Source organism: Bacillus cereus group sp. MYBK245-2 (assembly GCF_051916145.1).
GTDB classification, from domain to species: domain Bacteria; phylum Bacillota; class Bacilli; order Bacillales; family Bacillaceae_G; genus Bacillus_A; species Bacillus_A pacificus.
In genome coordinates this window covers 201,561-223,926 of record NZ_JBQAGB010000007.1, presented here as the reverse complement: position 1 = coordinate 223,926, position 22,366 = coordinate 201,561, and the positions used below count along the sequence as shown (strand labels likewise).

Genomic DNA, 22,366 nt, shown 5'->3' with positions numbered 1-22,366 from the left:
AAGGTTAGTACGTTACTAGAATAAAATAAAAAAGCAATAAGAAAAAGCTTCCACTACTGTGGAAGCTTCTCTAAATGATGTGCAATATCAATATACATATTGGAGTAAACGGAATGGATTTCATTACTTGGCGTAGCATTAGAAGAGAAGTGGACAATTACCATATTCGCTTTCGGATCGATGTAAAGTGTTTGTCCGTAACTACCTAACACTTCGAAAGCACCTTGTTCATTGTGCGGAATCCACCATTGATTATGATAAGAAATGGAAGCGCCAGGGCCAACTGCAAGTTCACCTTCTTGGACATTTTTTATATCTTCAGTAATAGAAGAAGGGAGAATTTGTTTTCCGTTATATTCCCCGTTGTTTAATAGTAATTGCCCAAATCTAGCCATATCTCTAGCAGTTGCATTTAAACCAGCACTAGCTTGTTCAACTTTTGTTTCATCTGTTACGTAATACGCGTTTTCTTCCATACCAATTTGAGACCAAATACGCTCACTAACATTTTCAGCTAATGATTTACCAGTGATTGTTCGAATCACCCAAGCGAGTGTTTCTGCTGATCCGTTATCGTAAGAAAAATCAGAACCAGGCGGTGCAGTTTCTTCTGCTTCTCGTAACATATCATAAATTTTCATCGGGCCGTCGTAATTTTTACCTCGAGGTAAAATATTGCTCGCTAAATATAGTTGTGCATCTTGATTTTCTAATGCTGGATGTTCATATCCGTGAGTAGGATATTCTATAGAAACTTGCATATCCAATAATTGCTGAAGCGAGGCTTTACCAAACGGTGTATTTTTTAATTCTTTTATATATGTGTCAGCTGTTTTTTCTAAGTCAATACGGTTTTCTTCAGCGAGAGATTGTATAATTGCCCCGGTAAATACTTTTGCTAATGACGCCATACCATGAGGTTCGCTCTCGTTATATCCATTGAAATATCGTTCATATACAAGTTGTCCATTATGTACAACGACGAAAGCATCCGTTTTGTTATCATCTAAAAGTTTTTTTAGAGGAGTTGTATTTCCAAATCTACGGTCCACAGCAAAATCGTCTAAGTTTTGCAATGCGGTAGAGAAGTGAAAAACGTGATCCGGGTTATTTTTCACCTCGTTAATTAAAGTGAATTCTTTCATATGTGTATACGACCAACGTAAGTACGGGTCATCTATCCAATTTTTCTTCGTCACGTTATTTTTCGATGGAGTCGTTTTATTATGTTTGAAGTATGTAAAACCGAGCCCTGTAATTACAAATATAAATGTGATTATGAGTAAGAGTAGGGGAGATTTTTTAAGTTTCATATCGGTCCCTCCTTGTTTTTTCTATTATAAGTATACGCTTCAATTGAAAGAAATACAAAATAAGGAAAGTAAACGGGGAAGTTTACTTTCCTTATTTATGTTAAGCGGAAACTTTTCCGTCTGTATGTTGTTTCTTGAACTTTTGTTTTCGTCCGTGTAATCCATAATAAAGAAGTAAAGTGAACGCAACGATAATGGCTGCGATGAAATACATATTATGGTAACTTGATTTCGCTGCGACGATACCTAAAATGAAAGAACCAAAGCCAATACCACTATCAAAGAATGAGAAGTACGTAGCTGTCGCAGAACCACGTCTATGGTTTGGAGCTGCAGAAATCGCAATCGTTTGGAAGCTAGGAATTAATGTTCCGTAACCTAAACCGATTAACATACCTGCGCCAAGGAACCAAAATGAAGTTTGTGCTTGGCTTAAAATGAACATCCCAATTGTGAAAATAATAATAGCTGGATAAACAAGTACATTTTCACCGAAGCGATCAAAAATCTTACCTGTAAATGGACGAGAAATGACAACAACAAGTGCATATAAAATAAAGAAGTAACTTGCAATGTCAGCTAAACCGAGCTCTTTTGCATAAATAGGAATAAAGGATAAAATGCCACTATAAGAAAAGGCTAAAACAAATCCTGTAAGAGCGATTGGAATAGAAGATGGTTCAAGTAAGTCTTTCCATTTCATTTTTTCTCGTTTTTGTTTGCTTACAGGTGCTTCATGCGGAATATTTACAAGTAGTCCTAATAAAAATGCAAGCAATGAAAATATGGAACAAACGATAAATAGTACAGTGAATGAAAAATGAGAAATAATTGTTAAACCTAAAAAAGGACCAATTACCATCGGCAAACTCATAAATACGCCGAAATAGGCAAGTGCTTCGCCGCGTCTATGAGCTGGCGCAACATCTGTGACAATCGTACCAGTTGCAGTTGTTGCCATCCCAAACCCAATACCATGTAAGAAGCGAAGTGCAAGTAATAAAAATAAACTTTGCGCACCGAAATACATAACAGTAGCAGCTAAAAATAAAGAAAGTGAAATAAATAATATTTTCTTTCTTCCTAAATCATCGAGCCATTTTCCTGTAAATGGTCGACATAATACAGATGAAATAAGAAATACAGTTGCAACTAAACCAATTTCCTCAGGTTTTCCTTTTAGGCCGTCTATTACATAGACGGGTAAAGTAGTCATAAGCATATAAAATGTTAAGAAGAGAAATAGACTACTAAAACAAGTTCCGAGGAAATCCTTCGTCCAAAGTTTCTCACTTTGCATCGTCATCCCTCCAATTTAATCTAAGTTTTTAATAATTTGTTGTAACACTTGAAATGCTTGATGTAAATCATCTTCGTTAATACCTTCTAGCGTTTTTTCTTCGAAAGTATCAACTTCTTCTTGCCATATTGGAATCATCTTTATCGCTGTTTCTGATAAAGAAATGAGCTTCTCACGGCGATCTTTTCCTTCAGTACGAATAATCCATCCCATCGTTTCCATACGTGTTAACGTACGAGTCATCGTTGGTGATTCAACATTTAAATACTGACATAATTCTGTTTGCGTACAAGAACCAGTTTGATTAATACGGAAAATTACAGCCCATTGCGCACTAAATAACCCAGTGGGAGATACGCGTTCATTAAATTTCTTCGTAAACTTGCGAGAAGTCTGGCTGACAATGTGAAAAAAATGTTGTTTTTCGTCCATGTATGTTGATCCTTTCAAATTAGTTACCTAGCTAACTATATACTTTTTTATTATAATTGTCTAGTAATAGACATGTTGATTTATGTAAAAATTTCGTATCGCTTTTTTGTTGAGAACATACATTCTGCATGTTATTCTTTAATTAAGTAAAGAATTTTCTTTCTATTAAAAAGAATGGGGGAACTTGTGATGATTAAGCCTGCAACAATGGAGTTTGTTTCACTATCGAACGGAGAAACGATTGCGTATCAGGAAGTTGGAAGGCAAAATGCAGAAATTCTTGTACTCATTCACGGAAACATGACATCGTCACAACATTGGGATTTAGTCATTGAAAAGCTGCAAGATCAATACCATATTTACGCTCTTGATTTAAGAGGATTTGGTCAATCAACATATAATAAAGCGATAGATTCCATACAAGATTTTGCAGAAGATGTAAAACTATTTATTGATCAATTAAAACTAGAGAAATTTTCATTAATGGGCTGGTCAATGGGCGGTGGTGTTGCGATGCAATTTACAGCGAATCATCCAACGTTTGTCGAAAAGTTAATTTTAGTAGAAGCGGTGGGCATGAAGGGATATCCAATTTTTAAAAAAGATATAAACGGGCAGCCAATCGTATCAAGTTTAGTAAAGACGAAGGAAGAGGTTGCACAAGATCCTGTACAAATTGCTCCAGTGCTAGATGCGATAAAAAATATGAATAAATTATATTACCGAACAGTATGGAATCTATTAATATATACACATAATCAACCTGAACCAGATCGTTATGAAAAGTATTTAGACGATATGTTAACGCAACGTAATTTCGTAGATGTGAATTATGCGCTCATTACATTTAATATTTCGGATGAACATAACGGGGTTGTAGAGGGAAATAAGCAAATTCATCGTATTAAAACTCCAACGCTTGTCATACAAGGTGACAGAGATTATGTCGTACCGCAAGTAGTGGGTGAGGAGTTAGCGAAACATTTGCCGAATGCTGAATTGCAATTATTAGAAGATTGCGGTCATTCACCGTTTATTGATTGTTTAGATGTATTTATAAAGCATGTAGAGGATTGGTTAGAACAGAAATAATCCCCGAAATGAAAGGTATTGCATATGCTATAACATTGTATGTAAAAGGGGAGATTATCCATGCATCATCCGCTCTTAATTGCGCATTCACCATATAATCATCATATATATACAAAATTGATGATAGCTCCGCTGTATATGCAGATTTCACCAGCTGTAGTTCCGTTACAAATGCAATATCCGCAACAACCAATCGTTAGCGCACAGCAACACGTATATGGAACTGCATTTTATAAAAATCCGTACTTCAAGCAATTTCATAACAATGTGAAAGCACAAGTTTGGGAAGGATAGGAAGCTAAAAGATTCATTCTTTTAGCTTCTTTTTAATTGCGAATATTCGTACACGCATTTGCAGAAACAGTTTATAATGAAAAGTGGAAAGAGTGAGAAGGAGAGGGAAAGGGATGGCACTGCGTTTTACTTTTTGGATTATGGTTGGGATTGTAGCAATTTCAGGTTTGTCACAAGGTATGCTCTTACCGGCCATTGCAATGATTTTTGAACAAGAAGGGGTTAGTTCAAGTATTAACGGTATTCATGCGACGGCACTATATATTGGGATATTAGTAATCTCGCCGTTTCTTGAAAAACCGATGCAAAAATTTGGAATGAAGCCAATTATCGTTATTGGTGGATTTCTCGTTATTATTTCATTATTCTTTTTTACACAAACATTTTCGTTTTGGGTATGGTTTATCCTTAGATTTCTAGTTGGAGTCGGAGATCATATGCTTCATGTCGGAACACAAACATGGATTACGACAACATCAGACCCGAGTAAAATTGGGAGACAAGTATCGATATACGGTGTATTCTTCGGAATTGGTTTTGCCGTCGGTCCGTATTTAGCAAGCACTGTACAGTACGGTCTTGCAACGCCATTTATTATATCTACTGTACTTTGTTTAATAGGTTGGCTGTTATTACTGCCAACGAAAAATGCATTCCCGGCGCAAGATGAAAGAGAAGTGAAGAGTGAATCATCCTTTTCTCGTTATAAACAAGTTGTTGGATTAGGATGGATTGCACTGCTGGGACCACTTGCATATGGCGTACTGGAAGCAATGTTAAACAGTAACTTACCAGTATATGCGCTTCGTAAAGGATGGTCTGTTTCAGAAGTATCCTTCTTATTACCAGCATTTGCAGTTGGGGGCATTATTACACAAATTCCGCTCGGTATATTAAGTGACAAATACGGAAGGGACCGTATTTTAACGTGGACGTTCAGCATAAGTACGGGCATTTTCTTGCTAGCAGCCGTATTTGATCAATATTACTGGATCGTCTTTGCCTGCATGTTGTTAGCTGGTATGGTCATTGGATCGTGCTTCTCGTTAGGACTTGGATTTATGACAGATTTATTACCGAGACACTTATTGCCAGCAGGTAATATATTAGCTGGAATCGCCTTTAGTTTAGGGAGTATACTGGGACCTGTATTAGGAGGCGTATTTATAGAAAAAATACAGTATACAAGCTTTTTTATTGCGGTTATGATTATAATAGGAATTCTCGCAATGTTATATATGATCTACATGAAGAATCAATTCGCATCAAGAAAAATAGAAAGTAGGTTAGGGCATGACAAAACAACCTAATAAAAAGAAATTTGAAGTACTCGAAAACGAAACAATTACAGACTGCTTAGCACGTATGGAACAAGAAGGCTATGCACCGTCTCGCCGCATGGAAGAGCCAATCTTTCATGAAGTGAAGAAAGACGGCAAAACAGTAGTGGAACCGTGCGGTAGAAAGATTGTCTTTGAGGGGAAATTGAAGTAATACAAATAGCAAATTCTCTTTATAGTATAGAGCCACCCAATTCATTTGAATTGGGTGGCTTGTTTTGTTACTGAGTAATGAAGGAATAGGTAGATTAGGAATTGAATAGAATGAATGGATATTTTCTAGAGAGGATGAAGTTAGTTGTTCGGGCATGGATTATAGAGCTAAAACTATAAGAAGCTAAAATTTTGCAAAGGGAAATAGGTAAATACGCCGAGTGCTGGTTAATCCGTACGCCATCAATTTTGTCATTTGGAAGAAAATAATAATATCATAAAGCATACTATAAATAGTTATATTTTTTGTATAGAAAATGCGTAATCGTAACGTTAAATCTTCCTGGAAGAGCAGTTACACTATCTTTGGATTTTTGTTAATTCAAAATTCAGCGTGCAAGCGAGGTGGAGTTCAAAATATGGAAGGAAATCAAAATGAGCGAATTCTTTATGCGGTTTTTGAGAATGAAATGAAACTACCGATTTTGGATATTACGCATCCCTTGTTCAACGCAAGTATTGATGAACAGGCGTATCATTTGAATTGCCTTAAATCAGCACGGAGCATTGAATCATTAAAAAAGATGCCGGGTTTTATTCAGAACATCTTTGTGAAAATGTCGAATGTTGATGATTCCTATCTTAGCGGTATGCGTACGTTACTGTACAAACTTGGACCTGATTTAAGTAAGGGGATAAAATTAGGCTTCCGGGACAAGTGGGCGGTAAAGCAAACCTCTTTTATGGGACTTCGGATTAGGCTGAGGGATCTTTGCAGACAGCAGTCGGAACTTTTGTTGCCTCAGCTTAGGGCGTTTCCTGAACGTGGCCTTTGTTTTTTTAATATTGCTGGTGGAGCTGCTGCAGACAGTATCAATACTTTGATTTTAATTCAGGAATCGGACCCAGAATTACTTAAGGGACGAAAGATTGGAATTAACATTTTAGATATTGATACGTACGGCCCTAATTTCGCAAAGCGGTGCATCGATGCTTTGAAGCAACCGGGAGAACGCTTTTATGGCCTTGATATAACACTTAACACAATACATTATAACTGGAGCCAATCGGAGTCATTATTAAAAATGAGCTTGGATCATTCAGGTTGGATTCAGCTCTGTTCATCGGAGGGGGGGCTTTTTGAGTATGGTTCGGATTCGGATATTATTGAGAATTTAGACCGTTTCTTTGAAAATTCCCCAGCGGATGCCAGGGTGACGGGTTCGTTAATTTTCGACCGAGCATATGTTAATCCAGGATACCTTGGGTTTACAGAGTTTATTGGCGTGCAAATTAGATATCTTGGATTGGAAGGATTACAGAAGCTTTTAGCTCAAACCTCATGGATTTTAGAAGAATCGCATGAAATTGAAAAAATTTATATTCTGTTTTCGTTGAAGAAAGCGTGAAATACAGACTGTTTATCACGTATGGACGCCATCTCGTCGTATGGAAGAGCCAACCTTTTATGAAGTGAAGATAGACGGGGAAATCAAAGTGAAAAAAGTTACATAAAAATGAATCTGCTTTGTTCTCACAAAATAATTCACACATCTAGTCACATAAAAAAACGCTATTGATTCTAACATCAATAGCGTTTTTATTTTTAGTAAATATATAGATCAAAATGAATTTCTGCTTGAATCGAACTAGCGAAATCAAGTATATCTTTTTGTAAATACATTGCGGGTGATTCGTTATTCTCAATTTGAATGACTACCATAAATAGAAATTCTAAATCATATTTTTTCTTAAGCTGTTTTAATGGTTCTGTTTTCTCTTCAAGTGATTTTAGAATAACATGCAACTGATTATTTATATCGTATGATTCTTGATAGCCAGTGCTTAAATTCCAATCCGTCTCTTTTCTATATAGTTTTTTTGTGGATACAAGATTTGGATTATCACGTCTTGCGACAATATCACCTTTTTTATAAGTTCTTGTAGGTTCGATATTTAGGGCGTCGGTAATTGCTTCAACAGGGAATATATCACCCGTTATACTAAAATAAGCCATAACTTTGGTTTTATCCAGAATGGTTCCTCCTCTATTGTTAAGATGTCACTCTTATTACATTATAAAAATTTAAGAATGTATTTACTAGAATGTAAATGTGTTTTTGATTGAAATTTGGTGTTGGGATATAAATGATAATGCTAGATATATACCTTTGTAGTAAGGGGAAATTATACAAAAGTAGGATGATTTCAAATGTATTTATTTGTATGATAAAAACAAAATGTTTTCAAAAAATTGGAATGTAGGGGGAGAGGAATCATAATGATACAAAGCATATATGAAACGCATTTACATGTAAGAAATTTAGAAAAGGCGATAGATTTCTATCAAAATAAGTTAGGTTTAATATTAGCAAAAAAACTATCGAAAAGGCGGGTTGCTTTCTTATGGGTAGGAGAAAATAAAGAACAAATGCTTGGATTATGGGAAGTACATAGTAATGAAGATTTTGAGACGAAACACTTCGCCTTTCGTGTAGATGTAGCGTTTTTAAAGAATTCTAAATTGTGGTTAGAAAAACGTGGAATAGAGGTAGTAGGGAGTCAGGGGAAAGGAAATGAAGAGCCAATTGTCCAAAGGTGGATGCCAGCTGCAAGCGTATATTTTCTAGATTGTGATGGAAATAAATTAGAGTTTATTTCTATGTTATATGATGATCCAGATGAATTAGAATATGCAACGTATTTAAGTGAATGGGAAGCGGAGCACCAAGAAAAATAAACTTTAATCAGTGGGGGTTTTATAGCTTTGCTTGTTTTCTCACCCATTTGCGCAAGTCTCCCCAGTTTCATTTAACTTTATTAAATATACTCATTACGATGCATGCATTTACATAATATGGATGAGTCTTTGATGATATAACTAAAAATGTGATATTCGAATAATGAATATTCAGCGTTATTTAATAATGGTACATACAGTAAAATGTTCTGTTTTCCATTCCACGATAGAAAACAGAACGTATATTTGGTATAATCGAAATATACTATATGAAACGATGTACATGAGTTTGACATGTATGTATTAAGGTACGTACTACATAACAATAACTACGCTTTATACAAATCAATCGTTAGAAAGGAAAAGAAGTAATGAATCAAATTTCATTTGAAGATTTATTTGAAGAAGAAAACGAGAAAGAAAAGGTGGAGGTAGCTGAAATACCAGTCCCTTTATCACCATTGCAAAGAGATATATTGGAATTAATGGATTCTGAAGAAATAAGTGCACTTGAGCTGTGTGAACAATTAATACGAGCTGGAAAAATATCAGATGAAAGATTCACAACGAATAAGCCGAAAGCATATGGAGAAGTATGCTTACTATTAGAAGGATTTGTTAAAGAAGGAAAGCTTATTTTTGTCAAAAGTGATGAGAAAAGAGATAGGGTTTATAAATTGAATGAAGAAATGTTTAACGGATAAGGTGTGCAGGGGGAATTCATTCATTTTTCTCATTAAAAAAGGGTGTCAATCTTACTTAGATTGACACCCTTTTAATCATCTAACACCTTACATATTTACGCTTGAAATCAAGTCTTCCTCTATCAAGTTCTTTCTGAATACTCTCTGCAGCATTTAGCAAACTGCTTTTTTTATTATCACGTTTTACTTCAACTATACCAACTTCTTTTGCAATCTCGACTGCCTTTTCGTGTAGTGGCACATATGAAATTGCTACCGTGTTTAGCGGATTTAGTTCGTTCTGGCGAATCATGGATTGTCTTTTTCACCATTTCAAGCATATCGGAAATTTTGCTTTCAGAAAACTCATCGTCTTTGCGATTTCCTAAAAGCCAGCAGTAGCAACTCCAGCCTGCAGACATTTGTAGCTCGTCCCTACTTGCAATCCATTTATCAGCAACATCTTGTGCGATATTTGATTCTGATAAAGTGACTGCCACCACATAATCAGACAACATATAAAAATACGCTCCGTCTATCCATCGATTAAAATCAGACTCACTCATAGCTTTCGGGTCCGCAATAATGCCTGCAAAATACATAGCATCGTAGTTGCCTGTGGCATAAAGTTCTTCTGCTAACTCTTGGTTTATTTTTATTTTTTTTGCGATTGGTTTCATAGCACCTGTAGCTACGCCGAAAACTGGCTCGTGCGCACCGTTAGATATGTATATTTTTTTCGTTCGTTCCTTGCCTAGGGCTTCAAGCTCTTGCATAACTGTTTTAAAATCCAAAGCTGTGTACTTCCTTTCTTCATGTAAAAACCATTTTAATTGCGAACAACTAGCCTATATTTTTTATCATGTTTTCCATACTTTCTAATTTTAAATCGTATGTGAGTAGGATGTCTACTTTCTATAATTTGTCGATAGTGCAGATAGTGATTTTGAAAGTCTAGATTTTTAGGATGAAAAACTACTGATTAAAGTTTCACTGTATCTTTGGCTCTTTCTCGGTATTATTATGTTATTATTTGGTAAGAGGATAAATGTAAAGTTAAACATGTGAGGTTGGTTATAAATGATAAAGAAATTTACTAGAGTAGTATTAACTGTAGTTATGCCAATTAGTATGATTGTGGGGTGTGGAAATACTGAAAAAACTGAAGCAAAAGAACCGAAAGCGATACAATCAGAGAAAAAGGACTATACGGATTACTCGTATGGAAGCAAAGGTATAGTAGTAAGCGGAAAAGCGAAAGAACGTCAACAATACGAGGTTGGATATATGGATGATAACAAGTTAATTGGGATTGATGAAAATATTGAGGATTGTATTATTTTAGATAATAAAGATGAAGCAAGTCTCGTTTGGAAACAAATAGAGCGTGGATCGATTATTGAAGTGCAATATGGTAAGGATCGCGACCATATCGTAGGCGTACAATTAGTAGGAGATCGTGAGCCATACGAAATTAGTGATAAGTTTGATCGAAATACGATAAACGAGATTGTCGAAAACGTTAAAGGGAATTTGTAATAGAAGCTAAAATGAAAAAATATTTAAATTTACTATTAATAAAGTCGATTCCTTTGTAGATATTAATAAAGCGCATCCATCCCTTCATAGCGGTATTAAACGTAGTGCAAGTGCGGGAATTATTAACGGTCGTGGCGGCGGGATTTTTGATCCTAACGCATCTATCGCACGTGAAGAAGCATCGATCATGATTGACAACGCATTACAGTATAACGGTGTTACAGGTGAATTAGTTGCATTGCCATTTAGGGATAAACATTTGATCACATATAAACAGCCTGTTCAACGATTATATAGCTTAAAAGTAGTTACTGGTGTTGGAAATAATGAGTTTAATCCGAAAGGGACAGCAACTCGTGGTGAAGCAGCTGCCTTTTTAGTGAAGATGTTAGATGCAAGTCAAAAATAGAAAGAATGATAAAGGAGCTATCCAAAATGAGAATTTGGAACAGCTCCTTTTTATATAAGCCCTTATTAAGCCCCTTCCAAGCCCCTTATAAGCACCTACCAAGTAATAAATCACTAAGAAAAAACAAAACAAAAACAACTACAAGAACAAAAAAGCGCGAAAAAATAAAACCGTCGTTGTAGTAGTTAAAAAATTTGGAATTCAACTGCAAAAACCAAGCCCTCACTCCTATATGTATATTGAAGGATTGAAATCTACCTTTTTATGAATACAAGGGGGAGGTAAACATATGGCGGTGTACCGTAATGTGCAAGTGAACTTTTGGCAAGATGAATTCATATTAGATTTAACGCCAGAGGAGCGTTATTTTTACATATATTTGTTAACTGGTACGAAAACGAAGCAATGTGGAATTTACGTATTACCGAAGCGTGTGGCAGAACTTGAAACAGGCTACAATATGGAGACTGTTGAGAAGTTATTAAATAGGTTTGTTGAATACGGAAAGATTTTATACGATGCGGAAACGAAAGAGTTATACATCATAAATTGGCTACACTATAATCCAATTTTAAATACGAATGTAGAAAAATGTGTGTTACGTGAGTTAAAGACTGTAAAAAATAAAGAATTCATACATATGTTTTTACGTACATGTCTGGAAAAAGAATGGAAGATTCCATTGTTATTGCAGTATTTTGGTATGCCAGAAGAAGAGGATACTAGTAGTTTACAAGAAGTTGTTGAAGAAATAAAAGATGTGGAAGTGGAAGAGGGCACTCCACATAGTGAGGTTTATAAGTTTTACGAGCAACATATAAGTAGTCTATCCCCATATATCGTGAAGGAATTGAAAGAGTGGATACGAAAAGTTTCAGGAGAGAGAGTATTAGAGGCACTTAAAATTGCATTTGAACAGAATAAGCGAACGTTTGCTTATGTGAAGGGGATTTTGAGGAATTGGTGTAGCAAATATGGTGGAGAGAAGTGTGTAATGGGTAGTTTAGAGAGAAGGAGAAGTGTTTTGAGTAGTGTGTTTTAATTTAATGTAGAATGTATGTTCGTTTTGGTAGGTTTTATGCTATACTGCCATTAAATAAGGATGTTTTTATAATGGATAAAAGATGCGGGGGAACAAAGTTTGACTACAAATACAACTCAGTTATTTCAATATATTCATATGACAGAAGAACAGGAACAATTATCACTGCTATATTTACAAACAAAAGAAGAAGAGATTTTGAAAGATATTCAATTAACGACAATTCGAGATCAAAGAAGAGGCGATTTTGCTGAGCGGTTTATAAATGATTTTAGGAAAGTGCATAAGCAAGATCCAGCTTTCTTACGATTATTCTATTATTTGTTAGGGGAGCAGTTGTTAAATGTTCTTATAATAAGGTTTAAATATGTGGATTTTTCTAATATGAAGGTTTATTTAGAAAAAAGTGCACTTCCATTGGATCAACTTGTAGTAATTGCATGTAAATATTTAACTAATATCTCTAGTTATGTGAATGAGGCGTATAGTTTTCTGAAAGAGTTAACAAAAGAGGATCCGAACTATATAGAGAGACAATTACATACTTTACTAAATAAGCAACAACTATCACTACTTCTCGTAATGTTTGAAGTAGATTATGAGAGGTTCCATACGTATAGCTCTTTATTGGAAGAGAGATTAAAAGAACATGCTGAATTTATTTTGAATTTGAATGGGGAAAAGGAAAAGATTGAAGCAACTGAAAGATATATAAAAGGTGAAAGTGATAGGGAATTATTTTTAGGTGGAAATTTACCGGACTATATTTGGCGACTGTTATTTCATGTTCATAAGTATTCAAACGTTGCGAGGCGATATGTGGAAATATTAGCAAAGAAAAACGTGTGGGGGTTTATGAATTATGCTACGCGCTATATGTGTCATGCTCTTGGCCAGCCTCAAAACTACAAAAGAACAGGTAGTGTAAATAAGAAAACGTATGAAGAAATTCAAAGTTTTTGTAAACAGTTTTGGATTGCTGAGGAAAGGTTTTTTGCGCACCGCCTGAGGCAACATAATTTGAATAGTGAAGACTTCTGTAAGACGTATGAATATGAATTCCTTTGCTTTATGTTGGAAGAAAATCAGGAATTTGTTCAACGCACTTTGCAATATGTAAGTAAAATGAATTATCTTATTATCGCGCGAACGTTAGCTGAAAAAGGACATGAGCTAGATAGAGGGAAAATGCGAGAAGAATTTTTTGTTGCTGCTTTGCAAATTAAATTGTCTACAATACGTGATACATATTGTGATTATTTACTAGGGAAAGTGTCACTTGAGGATATGAAGCACATACTTAAAAATCCGAAATATAGAAGTATGTACTGGGCCATGCCGGTGTTAGAGGTTGCACTCCTTTGGGATATAGATGATGTAGCAAAAAGGGAAGCTGTACTTACACTACAATTCGGAGATGAATATAGTGTTAATTTATACGAACTTCTTTACGAATGCTCTGTCAGAGGGATAGAACCGAAACAAGTATTAGAAGAACTTCTTTCGTATGGGCTAAGTAAGGAAAAGCTGATTGCCTATGCAGTTGAACAAGCTGCATGCTACAGTGAAGAAAGAAATGAGGCGAAGGAAGCGCTTGTTCATGTCATTGTAAAAGAACAAGCGTATATAATTGAACGGTTTGATGAGTATTCTGCTGTTGCCAAAGCATATATTTTAGAAGAGTTAGCAAAGGATAACATGATTAAAATGCGTCCCATTTTAATTAAAACTTTAGGGGATTCATCTAAAAAAATGCGTGAGTCTGTAGTTAAACTTCTTTCAAGAGATGTAGAAGCTGCAGAGGATGTAGCGCTGGAACTTCATAATAAAAAGAAAATTGTCCGTGAAAATGTGATGAAACTGCTTATAGAGTATAAGATTGAAAAATATACAGAACTTGTACAGGAAGCTTTGCAAGATAAGAAGAATGCCTCTTTTGTTGAGAAGTTTGCTCCGTTACTTGAAACGGAGAGAAACTCAGAAAGTATAGAAGAACTTTGTGGACGTATCGTAACGGAACAAAAAAGAAATTCACTTATGCAATTGATTGGGGATGAACCACAAATCCGTCTTCGTCATTCTAATGAAATTGTCGATGCTACAATTCCATTAGCTTATTTGCAGCAGTACATTTCAGATTCTATTATCGAGAAGAAAGAGGCAGCTGAAGCGATGGGGAGTACTTTAAATGAACAGGACTTGAAAGAATGTGTGCAAGAAATATATCAAACATGGATTTCTCAAGATGCAGATGTGAAGAAACGCGGTATTCTTTCGTTATATGGAATATATAGTGATGACAAAATGGTCGGCATACTGAAAAAGCAAATCGATGAATGGGTGCTCGATATGCGAGGGAAAATTGCAGCTGATGCTGTTCGGGCTTTAGGCTTGTCCTCATCTAAGCTTGCACTTATGTCTATTCATACAATGGCCTTTAAATATAAACATAAACAAGTGCGTAATGCAGCAAAAGAAGCACTAAGTCTCGCTGCAAAAACGCGTGGTATAACGGAAGAAGAGCTGGAAGATCAACTAGTACCAAATCTTGGTTTCAATATACGTGGTGAGAAGGAAATTGATTTTGGGAATAGATGTTTTACGGCCATATTAACTGCAGAGTCAAAAATTGAATTAGAGACAGAAGAAGGGAAACGTATGAAGTCGCTTCCAAAGCCGAATGCAAAAGATGATATAGAAAAAGCTGAATTAGCTAAGAAAGAGTTATCTACTTTAAAGAAAGAGCTTCGAAGTGCTCTTTCCATGCAGAAACAACGGTTGGAAGCTGCTCTATCAAGAAAGCGCTATTGGTCATATGACTCCTGGAAGTCGGTATTTCTAGAGAATCCAATTATGAAGCAATTTGTAACTTCACTTATTTGGGGTGAATATACAGAAGGGAAGTTACTGAAAATGTTCCGTTATGCGGAGGATGGTACGTTTTATTCAATGATAGGAGAGAATCATGAATTTTCGTCTGGAACCGTGATTGGTTTCATTCATCCGTTAGAATTATCCGAAACGGAAAAGGAAATGTGGAAAGAGCAACTGGAACATTCGAAAATTGTCCAGCCATTTCTACAAATTGAACGTCCTGTGTTTGTAGTAGAGGAAGATGATAAGGTTACTGTTGAGAGATTTGGTGGTATTTTATTAAATGGTCGCTCGTTATTCGGTAAGATGACGAAACTTGGATGGATTCGCGGATCAGTTCAAGATGGCGGTGTGTATTATACGTTTTATAAAGAAGATACTCGCACTGGATTAGGGGCACAACTGTCATTTAGCGGAGCACCAATTGGCTATGAAGACGAAGAAGATATATGTGTGTATGACATTGAATTTTATAAAGCAGCTACAGTGAATCGTGGTTCATATGAATACGATGAAATTGATGATGAAAGACGCATTGTGCCAAAAAAAGTAGATAAGTATTTCTTTAGTGAAATATTATATGATGTACAATTAGCGACCGATTCAAATCTTGGTCATAATGAAAGCTGGCGTAACAAACGATAAAAATTCCCCCTTCATTTGTAGGAAAATGAAGGGGTTTTTCAACTTTTCTAAAAGGTTCTTTCAAAATAGAAGCGAATAGTTTGAGGAAGGAGGGGGTTATATGGAAGTTGTTATAAAAAAGAAACGAACTCGTGGTAAGAGAATTTTTATTTGGTCTAGTAGTATCGTCCTTTTGTTGGTTATATGTACAGCGATTTTTTTGAACATATATACGCTTAAATCTGTGCCAAAGATAGATGGAACGATAAAGCTAGAGGATTTACAACGTGCTGTTACGATAAAGCGAGATAGTAAAGGTGTACCGCATATTAAAGCGGAAAATGCACACGATTTATATTTTTCGCAAGGGTATGTACAAGCGCAAGATAGGTTATTTCAAATGGATTTAAGTAGAAGGCAAGCTTCTGGTATGTTAAGTGAGGTTGTAGGGGAAGCAGCTATTGATCGAGATAAGTTGTTTCGAACGCTCGGTTTACGGCGAGCAGCCGAAGCGTCTGTTAATCAATATGATGGAGAAGCGAAATATGCTCTGCAGTCATTTGCTGATGGGGTGAATGCCTTTATACGCGAGGCAAAAGAGGAAAAGAAATTGCCAGTTGAGTTTACTATATTAGGCTATGAACCTGCTGAATGGTCCATTGTTGATACATTAACGATTGGAAAGTATATGGCGTTTGACTTAGGCGGACATTGGCATGGACAAGCGTTTCGATATTGGGCGCTGAAAAATTTGCCGAAAGAGCAAGCAAATGAGTTATTTCCTACATATCCGAAAGATGCGCCTAGATTACTAGCTGAACTAAAAAATACAAATGTAGACGTAGCACAAAGTTTTGCAAAAACGATTATTCCACCAGAGTTTAATGGTAGTAATAACTGGGTCATAAGCGGTGAGAAGAGTGCGTCTGGTAAGCCGATGTTAGCGGATGATCCTCATTTATCTCTTGCCACGCCTTCTATTTGGTATCAATCAAAACTTGAAACGAAAGATTTGAATGTGAGTGGCGTTATTTTCGCTGGCGTACCAGGTGTTATATTAGGGCACAATGACAAAATAGCATGGGGCGTTACGAATACCGGTCCTGATGTACAAGATTTATATATTGAAAAGCGAAATCCTAATAATGAAAACGAATTTCTATATAACGATAAATGGGAAAAAGCGACTGTTCTGGATGAATCTATTAAAGTAAAAGGCGGAAAGACAATACCGTATAATGTTACGGTTACGAGGCACGGTCCAGTCATTTCAGAGTTTGCGGATAAAGGGAAAGAGAAAACGAAAACAGTATTTGCTTTAAAGTGGACTGCTTTGGAACCTTCCGCTGAATTAAAGGCTGTATTAAATATGAATAAGGCGAAAGACTGGAATGAGTTTGAAACAGCTCTTCAAGATTTTCATACACCAACTCAAAACTTTGTATTTGCATCAAACGACGGCACAATTGCTTATAAAGCAAATGGAAATATACCAGTGCGTAAAAAAGGTGATGGTAGTCTACCAGTGCCAGGATGGACAGATGAATATGAATGGGAAGGGTATATCCCATATGATCAACTTCCAAAAGTAATCAATCCAAAACAAGGGTTTATTTCTACTGCGAATAATAAAATTGTGGATGATCATTATCCGTACCATATTAGTAATACGTGGGCACAGCCATATAGGCAAATGCGTATTCAAGAGTTTTTACAAGAGAAGGAAAAGTATACGGTAAAAGATTTAGAAGAGTTACAGATGGATCAAAAAAATTTATATGGGAAAGAGTTTGTTCCTATATTTTTAAAAGAGTTAAATAAAACATCTTTAAATGAAGTAGAGAAAGAGGGCGTAAAACAATTAACGAAGTGGAATTTTTACGATAGTAAAGATGAATCGGCACCATTACTATTCCATTTGTTAATGAAAGAGATTTCAAATACGTTATTTTCAAAAGAAATACCGAAAGATGTGATGGAGTTATTTGAAGGGAAGTCACAAGTTGTTGATGAATTGATTCGAAAAGAAGTAGCGGGAGAAAATACCACTTGGTTTACGAAGTACGGAGGCTTCACAAAAGTTGTGCATACATCGTACGAGAATGTAATGAAGAAATTACAGAAGGAGTATGGACCAGATGTTACGGAGTGGAAGTGGGGCGATTACCATCAACTTGCTTTTACACATCCAATCTCCAAATCATCTAGTATGTTAGCATTACTTGCATTTAATCGCGAAAAACCAGTTCCAATTGGTGGAAGCCAAGTTACCGTTCAAGCAGCGAGCTACGGCGATAACGGTATCGTCAATCACGGAGCTTCTTGGCGATTCGTCATTGATACGAAAGATATGTCAAACGGTTATCATATTGTAGGGCCAGGACAATCAGGACATTTTAGAAGTAATTGGTATCATGATCAAATAGATGATTGGGTAAACGGAACGTATCATACGACTACATTGAATACGGAGGGGATAGAGGGAAAAGTGTTAAATTTAGAGCCGAAGTGATAATATTTCTACTGATGAAAACTTATAAATTAGAATATAAACCAGTCTTTAAATAATTTTAAAATCCTACTATCATTTGAGGTGATGGTAGGATTTTGTATTTTAGAGAATAAAATTCAATGAGATTCTTGTTTCACCATAGCTCTTAAAAGATTTAATATTCTGAATTTTGTTGATATATATTTAAAAACACACCTATAAAATTACAAATTCTGTTATTATATTATTAAAAGACTATATGATAATTGGTAATGAGGGGGTAGATTATGAATATTGCAATCAAAGGAAACGAACAGATTCTAGGCTTATTAAATGATTGGTATGTGGAAATTCGTGCGCGGCGCATAAGTAACGCGCATCGTTTAAAAGAAGAAATTAATGATAAAATTCAAAACATAGAAGATCAAGACTTATTACTATACTACTCATTATTAGACTTTCGTCATCAATATGTAATTGATAACTTAGGTGTTTCTACAAGTAGTTTTGATAAAGTAGAATCTTTTGAGATTCCTTCTAACAACACTTTAACTTATTATTATCATTTCTTTAAAGCTATCCATGCTAGTGGAACTGGTAGTTATAAGGTTGCAAAAGAACACTTTGATCAAGCCGAAAAGTTATTAGAGCTTATCAATGATGACGTTGAGAAAGCTGAATTTTATTATAAGTTGGGTGCATTCCATTTTGATATTTGTGACTCGCTAGTCTCTTTTCAGTACACAACAAAGGCAAAAGAAATGTTTTTAGCCCATGATGATTATGAGCGTAATGTTGGCTTTTGTGAGAACTTGTTGGGATTAGCTTGTATAAACTTAAAAGAGTGGTCATTGGCGGAGGAACATTTTGCGGCTGCAATGGACAAGTTCCAAAAAGTCGGAGAAGATAAGTTTATTATTATGGTGCGCCATAATTTGGGGTGGATGTATTCTAAACAAAACCTATCATCTTTAGCAATTCGTTATTTATCTGAAGTCATTGAAAAGTCTCCAAACCATTACAAGGCGATGTATGCAAAGGCATTGGAACATTACAAACTGGAAGAGCGAGATGTCGCAGCAGAACTCATTAAGAACGGTTTAAATCTTAGTAAGAAACTAAATCAAGAAGAGTTCATACATCGATATCTCATTTTACAAGAGCTCAACAATGCTTCACCTGCTCAAATACTCGAAACAGTAGTGCTAGAAGGAATTGATTACTTCGAAAGAGAAGGATTATATGAAGATGTTCAGGAGTCTTATGAGACGCTGGGAACAAAATTTTATGATGAAAAGAATCATCATGCGGCGAGTAAGTATTTCCATTTAGGGTTGCAAGCAAAACGAAAATTTTTTGAGGAAGGGGCTTTAAAATGAAAAAAATAGTATTGAGTTTAATGGGAATTGTCACCGCTATAACCTTGACTATAGGTGTGACGAATACAGCAAAGACTCCACAATCTTACGAAGTGATTCAAGGTCTTTCGATTGGAGATCACGGTGGTTGATACACTAATTTAATGTATAATAAAAAGGGCTAGGATTTATTATCTAGTCCTTTTTTTATTGATTGGATGCTTTACTTGGTTTTTATTAGCTTTCATACTAGGATGGGTTTTCATAAGGTTCAATTCGTAAAACTGCAAAGACGTATGCTATGATTCGATTTGATATCTTCTATATCTTTGGTTCAAATAAGAAAAAATAAGGTGAAACCATATCAGATTGGACGAGAGAGGAATGAGTAAAATCAATGATCGCGAAATAAGGTATATTCCAGATGAATTAAAAGAAATAGAAATCCAATAACTAAGAAGAATATCCAAAAGGGTATAGAAAAGGTAGATAGTTATAATCAATCACTAAATAGTAAGGCTGAGTGAAGGGGGGATAAAATGATGAATTATTATAATGCTGGATTTATAATAATTTCATATGAAAAGGATCTTATTTATAAAAATTGTATTATTGAAGGGCTTCCCGAAACCATTTTAACAATAAGTAATGAAGTACGCCCCACATTCCCAGATTATTGGTTTTTTCCTTGGTGTAACACACATAAAAATGAATCTAATTCCAGTATAATAAAATCAAGATTAAGGATTAGTAGAGAGGAACATGAAAAAGCGCAATCTTTTTTAGATACATTAATACAAGAAAAAAAGTTTTCATGGCCCAATGTTTTTAAGTTCTTAGAAGATGCAAGATTCTTTCAACAAAACTATTTAAGGGGAATAGAAAATTTAGAAATTATCAGTTTAAATCTTTCGGAAGAGTACAGGACAGATTTTCTATTAAATGAATCAGAAGAAAATAATTTTGAGGTTTCTATATACAATTTTTTGGAAAGTTCATTACCTTTCAGTGTCAAGAAATATGAAATTTTAGGTTTTGATATATGTGGTTACTCTAACAACTCTTTTTATTCATTTATTCACAATGGATTACAGGAAGATTTTAATAGATTCAATAAAAAATTGAATGGTTTATCTCTTATAGGGAACTATGATGATGCAAAAGAAATCATTTATTTAATTGATGAAAAAAAAATCAAAGCAGAAGAGGTATTATGGTATCCATGGCTAATTTTGAAATGCAAATAAGAGATCACCATTGTAGTAATTGTAATTAAAGTTAAAATGATTCTCTATACATGCTTATTAACTTAAGTAATTAACAGTAATTCAATAACTTCAATCGTAAAAAGATAAAAAAGGAGCGGAAATCCGTTCCTTTTTTATTTATCTCACTATTTTTAGAAGGTTAGTATGAATAAGCTGTGAATAAAGGATGAATAGCATTTTTATTAATAAAAATTTATTGGATTTTTTGTGGAATATATATGAAATGTTGTATAAAATAATCAGGAAAGCCAAAAATTATAGGGGGAAAGTTGTGAAGAAAAATAAGAGTTTAATAAGTTTTTTAGGAGTGTTTATTATGCTATTTTCTTTTTGTTTTCAAGGAAATGTACAGGCAGATGTAAATACTGTTCAATCTGGAAAAATCAAATCAGGAAATGTAACGGTATGGGAAGTTGGAAATGTAGCGAAAGTGTTAGCTGATGTAGAGCGCTTAAATTTAAATACAGTAAATGTACCGATTCAGGTAGATATTCCGAATGTGACTTCTACGAATATGGTAATTAATCAAGCGCAAAAGCAACAGGCTATTATTTTAATTCAAGAATTATTAAAGCGTAATATTCAAGTTATAGTGGAGCCGTTCCCATATATTCAGCAAGGAAATGTTGGGGAAACGGAATGGAATCCAAGTAATATTAATGATTTCTTCTGGAATTGGAAGACGGTTATTCTACAAGATATTTTTAATTCTATTACAAGTAAATACAATGTGTATGGACTAAAGATTGCTTCTAATTTCGTGAATATGGAATATGCAGAAGGATACTGGAGCGATACAATTGATTTTGTTCGTAATCAGTATAAAGGAAATGTTTTGTATCAAATGAACTGGTGGTTAACAGCAAGCTGGGATCCTTCATATGAAGCGAAGTTTGTTGAGAAAATAAATCGTCCGTATTTAAAGAAGGTAGACATTGTTAGTATCGATAGTTGGTTTGAAGTTTCAGGAAAAAGAAATCCATCATATGAAGAAGTGAAGCAAAGTTTATTTGCGACGACAGTATATAACCGTGGACAAAATGTTGTTCAACAACTAGAACAATTACATAAAGCAACAGGAAAGCCAGTTTACTTTGGCGGATTTAACGTTCCGGCGCGTGAACTAGGCTTACAAAATCCGTGGAATCCAGATGTTTCTAATGTGTTTTCAAAAGACGTACAATTAAACGGATGGCGCGCTTACCGTGACGTATTAGAACCGAAGCCATATTTTAAAGGCTTTTCAATTTGGTTTATTGGATCTAATAATAGTACGCATGCGTATCAAATACATAGTCAAGAAACGGCAGCAGTTATTAATGGCTGGTACCGAAAATAATTTTTATAAAATAGGCAAGTTTTGAGGTTCACTACATATATTTCTAGTGAAAGGCCTTTCACCATCTTATCACCT

General features: G+C 35.0%; 19 protein-coding genes and 2 pseudogenes. 16 read left to right on the top strand and 5 right to left on the bottom strand.

Annotated elements, in window-relative coordinates:
* Positions 1-53: 53 nt before the first annotated feature.
* From ACTFRN_RS14520 to ACTFRN_RS14510, 3 genes are all read right to left on the bottom strand, one after another.
* On the bottom strand, positions 54-1,313 hold the full coding sequence (locus tag ACTFRN_RS14520; protein WP_074615427.1) for a serine hydrolase domain-containing protein: 1,260 nt from the start codon (positions 1,311-1,313) through the stop codon (positions 54-56).
* A 100-nt stretch (positions 1,314-1,413) separates the two neighbouring features.
* Positions 1,414-2,613 carry an MFS transporter gene (locus tag ACTFRN_RS14515; protein WP_001190316.1) on the bottom strand — a complete coding sequence of 400 codons (1,200 nt, stop codon included), beginning with the start codon at positions 2,611-2,613 and terminating at the stop codon, positions 1,414-1,416.
* 15 nt (positions 2,614-2,628) lie between these two features.
* On the bottom strand, positions 2,629-3,045 hold the full coding sequence (locus ACTFRN_RS14510) for a MarR family winged helix-turn-helix transcriptional regulator (protein ID WP_000343675.1): 417 nt from the start codon (positions 3,043-3,045) through the stop codon (positions 2,629-2,631).
* Between the two features lie 174 nt (positions 3,046-3,219).
* Here ACTFRN_RS14510 and phaZ point away from each other — a divergent pair, with 174 nt between their 5' ends.
* The 5 genes from phaZ (at position 3,220) to ACTFRN_RS14485 (ending at position 7,333) form a co-directional block, all read left to right on the top strand.
* The gene (gene phaZ, locus ACTFRN_RS14505; RefSeq protein ID WP_140383370.1) at positions 3,220-4,137 is read left to right on the top strand and encodes an intracellular short-chain-length polyhydroxyalkanoate depolymerase; all 918 of its coding nucleotides are present in this window, start codon (positions 3,220-3,222) and stop codon (positions 4,135-4,137) included.
* Positions 4,138-4,197: 60 nt separating this feature from the next.
* Entirely contained in the window at positions 4,198-4,431 is a 234-nt protein-coding gene (locus ACTFRN_RS14500) for a hypothetical protein (protein WP_000546488.1), read from the top strand.
* Between the two features lie 113 nt (positions 4,432-4,544).
* Complete coding sequence (locus ACTFRN_RS14495; protein WP_088106703.1) at positions 4,545-5,741, top strand: MFS transporter; 1,197 nt, start codon at positions 4,545-4,547, stop codon at positions 5,739-5,741.
* A complete protein-coding gene (locus ACTFRN_RS14490; protein ID WP_000166303.1) occupies positions 5,725-5,925 on the top strand; it encodes an NETI motif-containing protein in 201 nt (66 codons plus the stop codon). The genes ACTFRN_RS14495 and ACTFRN_RS14490 overlap by 17 nt, the downstream gene beginning before the upstream one ends.
* 418 nt (positions 5,926-6,343) lie before the next feature.
* Positions 6,344-7,333 (top strand): hypothetical protein, encoded by a 990-nt coding sequence (locus ACTFRN_RS14485; RefSeq protein ID WP_074568154.1) that lies wholly within the window; start codon positions 6,344-6,346, stop codon positions 7,331-7,333.
* 197 nt (positions 7,334-7,530) lie between these two features.
* Here the strand turns inward: ACTFRN_RS14485 and ACTFRN_RS14480 are convergent, their stop codons facing one another.
* Positions 7,531-7,941, bottom strand: coding sequence for a DUF4279 domain-containing protein (locus ACTFRN_RS14480; RefSeq protein WP_000323208.1), 411 nt, complete (start codon positions 7,939-7,941; stop codon positions 7,531-7,533).
* A 264-nt stretch (positions 7,942-8,205) separates the two neighbouring features.
* Here ACTFRN_RS14480 and ACTFRN_RS14475 point away from each other — a divergent pair, with 264 nt between their 5' ends.
* Both ACTFRN_RS14475 and ACTFRN_RS14470 read left to right on the top strand, forming a co-directional pair.
* Positions 8,206-8,664, top strand: coding sequence for a VOC family protein (locus ACTFRN_RS14475; RefSeq protein WP_014893591.1), 459 nt, complete (start codon positions 8,206-8,208; stop codon positions 8,662-8,664).
* Between the two features lie 371 nt (positions 8,665-9,035).
* A complete protein-coding gene (locus ACTFRN_RS14470) occupies positions 9,036-9,368 on the top strand; it encodes a DUF3895 domain-containing protein (protein WP_001071915.1) in 333 nt (110 codons plus the stop codon).
* Positions 9,369-9,447: 79 nt separating this feature from the next.
* Here the strand turns inward: ACTFRN_RS14470 and ACTFRN_RS14465 are convergent.
* A pseudogene (locus tag ACTFRN_RS14465) lies at positions 9,448-10,141 on the bottom strand (DNA alkylation repair protein).
* Positions 10,142-10,427: 286 nt separating this feature from the next.
* Between ACTFRN_RS14465 and ACTFRN_RS14460 the strand changes: the two are divergent.
* The 9 genes and pseudogenes from ACTFRN_RS14460 (at position 10,428) to ACTFRN_RS14420 (ending at position 22,291) form a co-directional block, all read left to right on the top strand.
* Entirely contained in the window at positions 10,428-10,886 is a 459-nt protein-coding gene (locus tag ACTFRN_RS14460) for a hypothetical protein (protein WP_000591657.1), read from the top strand.
* 49 nt (positions 10,887-10,935) lie between these two features.
* Positions 10,936-11,295, top strand: a pseudogene (locus tag ACTFRN_RS14455) (S-layer homology domain-containing protein); the annotation flags it as partial.
* Between the two features lie 289 nt (positions 11,296-11,584).
* The gene (locus ACTFRN_RS14450) at positions 11,585-12,337 is read left to right on the top strand and encodes a DnaD domain-containing protein (protein WP_000312109.1); all 753 of its coding nucleotides are present in this window, start codon (positions 11,585-11,587) and stop codon (positions 12,335-12,337) included.
* Between the two features lie 99 nt (positions 12,338-12,436).
* Positions 12,437-15,856, top strand: a complete 3,420-nt coding sequence (locus ACTFRN_RS14445) for a DUF4132 domain-containing protein (protein WP_000210763.1) — start codon at positions 12,437-12,439, stop codon at positions 15,854-15,856.
* A gap of 100 nt (positions 15,857-15,956) precedes the next feature.
* Positions 15,957-18,347 (top strand): penicillin acylase family protein, encoded by a 2,391-nt coding sequence (locus tag ACTFRN_RS14440; protein ID WP_088106702.1) that lies wholly within the window; start codon positions 15,957-15,959, stop codon positions 18,345-18,347.
* Positions 18,348-18,613: 266 nt separating this feature from the next.
* Positions 18,614-19,705, top strand: coding sequence for a tetratricopeptide repeat protein (locus ACTFRN_RS14435; protein ID WP_049111192.1), 1,092 nt, complete (start codon positions 18,614-18,616; stop codon positions 19,703-19,705).
* Positions 19,702-19,836, top strand: coding sequence for a hypothetical protein (locus ACTFRN_RS14430; protein WP_000725058.1), 135 nt, complete (start codon positions 19,702-19,704; stop codon positions 19,834-19,836). Before ACTFRN_RS14435 ends, ACTFRN_RS14430 begins: the two co-directional genes overlap by 4 nt.
* A 390-nt stretch (positions 19,837-20,226) precedes the next feature.
* Positions 20,227-20,931, top strand: a complete 705-nt coding sequence (locus ACTFRN_RS14425; RefSeq protein WP_014893594.1) for a hypothetical protein — start codon at positions 20,227-20,229, stop codon at positions 20,929-20,931.
* A gap of 292 nt (positions 20,932-21,223) precedes the next feature.
* Positions 21,224-22,291: a glycoside hydrolase family 113 gene (locus ACTFRN_RS14420; RefSeq protein ID WP_000739774.1), complete on the top strand. Its 1,068-nt coding sequence runs from the start codon at positions 21,224-21,226 to the stop codon at positions 22,289-22,291.
* Positions 22,292-22,366 lie beyond the last annotated feature (75 nt).

What these genes read in the sequence shown, in the direction of transcription:
- ACTFRN_RS14520 (WP_074615427.1), bottom strand. Translation starts at nt 1,313, where the DNA reads ATGAAACTTAAAAAATCTCCCCTACTCTTACTCATAATCACATTTATA.
- ACTFRN_RS14515 (WP_001190316.1), bottom strand. Translation starts at nt 2,613, where the DNA reads ATGCAAAGTGAGAAACTTTGGACGAAGGATTTCCTCGGAACTTGTTTT.
- ACTFRN_RS14510 (WP_000343675.1), bottom strand. Translation starts at nt 3,045, where the DNA reads ATGGACGAAAAACAACATTTTTTTCACATTGTCAGCCAGACTTCTCGC.
- phaZ (WP_140383370.1), top strand. Translation starts at nt 3,220, where the DNA reads ATGGGGGAACTTGTGATGATTAAGCCTGCAACAATGGAGTTTGTTTCA.
- ACTFRN_RS14500 (WP_000546488.1), top strand. Translation starts at nt 4,198, where the DNA reads ATGCATCATCCGCTCTTAATTGCGCATTCACCATATAATCATCATATA.
- ACTFRN_RS14495 (WP_088106703.1), top strand. Translation starts at nt 4,545, where the DNA reads ATGGCACTGCGTTTTACTTTTTGGATTATGGTTGGGATTGTAGCAATT.
- ACTFRN_RS14490 (WP_000166303.1), top strand. Translation starts at nt 5,725, where the DNA reads ATGACAAAACAACCTAATAAAAAGAAATTTGAAGTACTCGAAAACGAA.
- ACTFRN_RS14485 (WP_074568154.1), top strand. Translation starts at nt 6,344, where the DNA reads ATGGAAGGAAATCAAAATGAGCGAATTCTTTATGCGGTTTTTGAGAAT.
- ACTFRN_RS14480 (WP_000323208.1), bottom strand. Translation starts at nt 7,941, where the DNA reads ATGGCTTATTTTAGTATAACGGGTGATATATTCCCTGTTGAAGCAATT.
- ACTFRN_RS14475 (WP_014893591.1), top strand. Translation starts at nt 8,206, where the DNA reads ATGATACAAAGCATATATGAAACGCATTTACATGTAAGAAATTTAGAA.
- ACTFRN_RS14470 (WP_001071915.1), top strand. Translation starts at nt 9,036, where the DNA reads ATGAATCAAATTTCATTTGAAGATTTATTTGAAGAAGAAAACGAGAAA.
- ACTFRN_RS14460 (WP_000591657.1), top strand. Translation starts at nt 10,428, where the DNA reads ATGATAAAGAAATTTACTAGAGTAGTATTAACTGTAGTTATGCCAATT.
- ACTFRN_RS14450 (WP_000312109.1), top strand. Translation starts at nt 11,585, where the DNA reads ATGGCGGTGTACCGTAATGTGCAAGTGAACTTTTGGCAAGATGAATTC.
- ACTFRN_RS14440 (WP_088106702.1), top strand. Translation starts at nt 15,957, where the DNA reads ATGGAAGTTGTTATAAAAAAGAAACGAACTCGTGGTAAGAGAATTTTT.
- ACTFRN_RS14435 (WP_049111192.1), top strand. Translation starts at nt 18,614, where the DNA reads ATGAATATTGCAATCAAAGGAAACGAACAGATTCTAGGCTTATTAAAT.
- ACTFRN_RS14430 (WP_000725058.1), top strand. Translation starts at nt 19,702, where the DNA reads ATGAAAAAAATAGTATTGAGTTTAATGGGAATTGTCACCGCTATAACC.
- ACTFRN_RS14425 (WP_014893594.1), top strand. Translation starts at nt 20,227, where the DNA reads ATGAATTATTATAATGCTGGATTTATAATAATTTCATATGAAAAGGAT.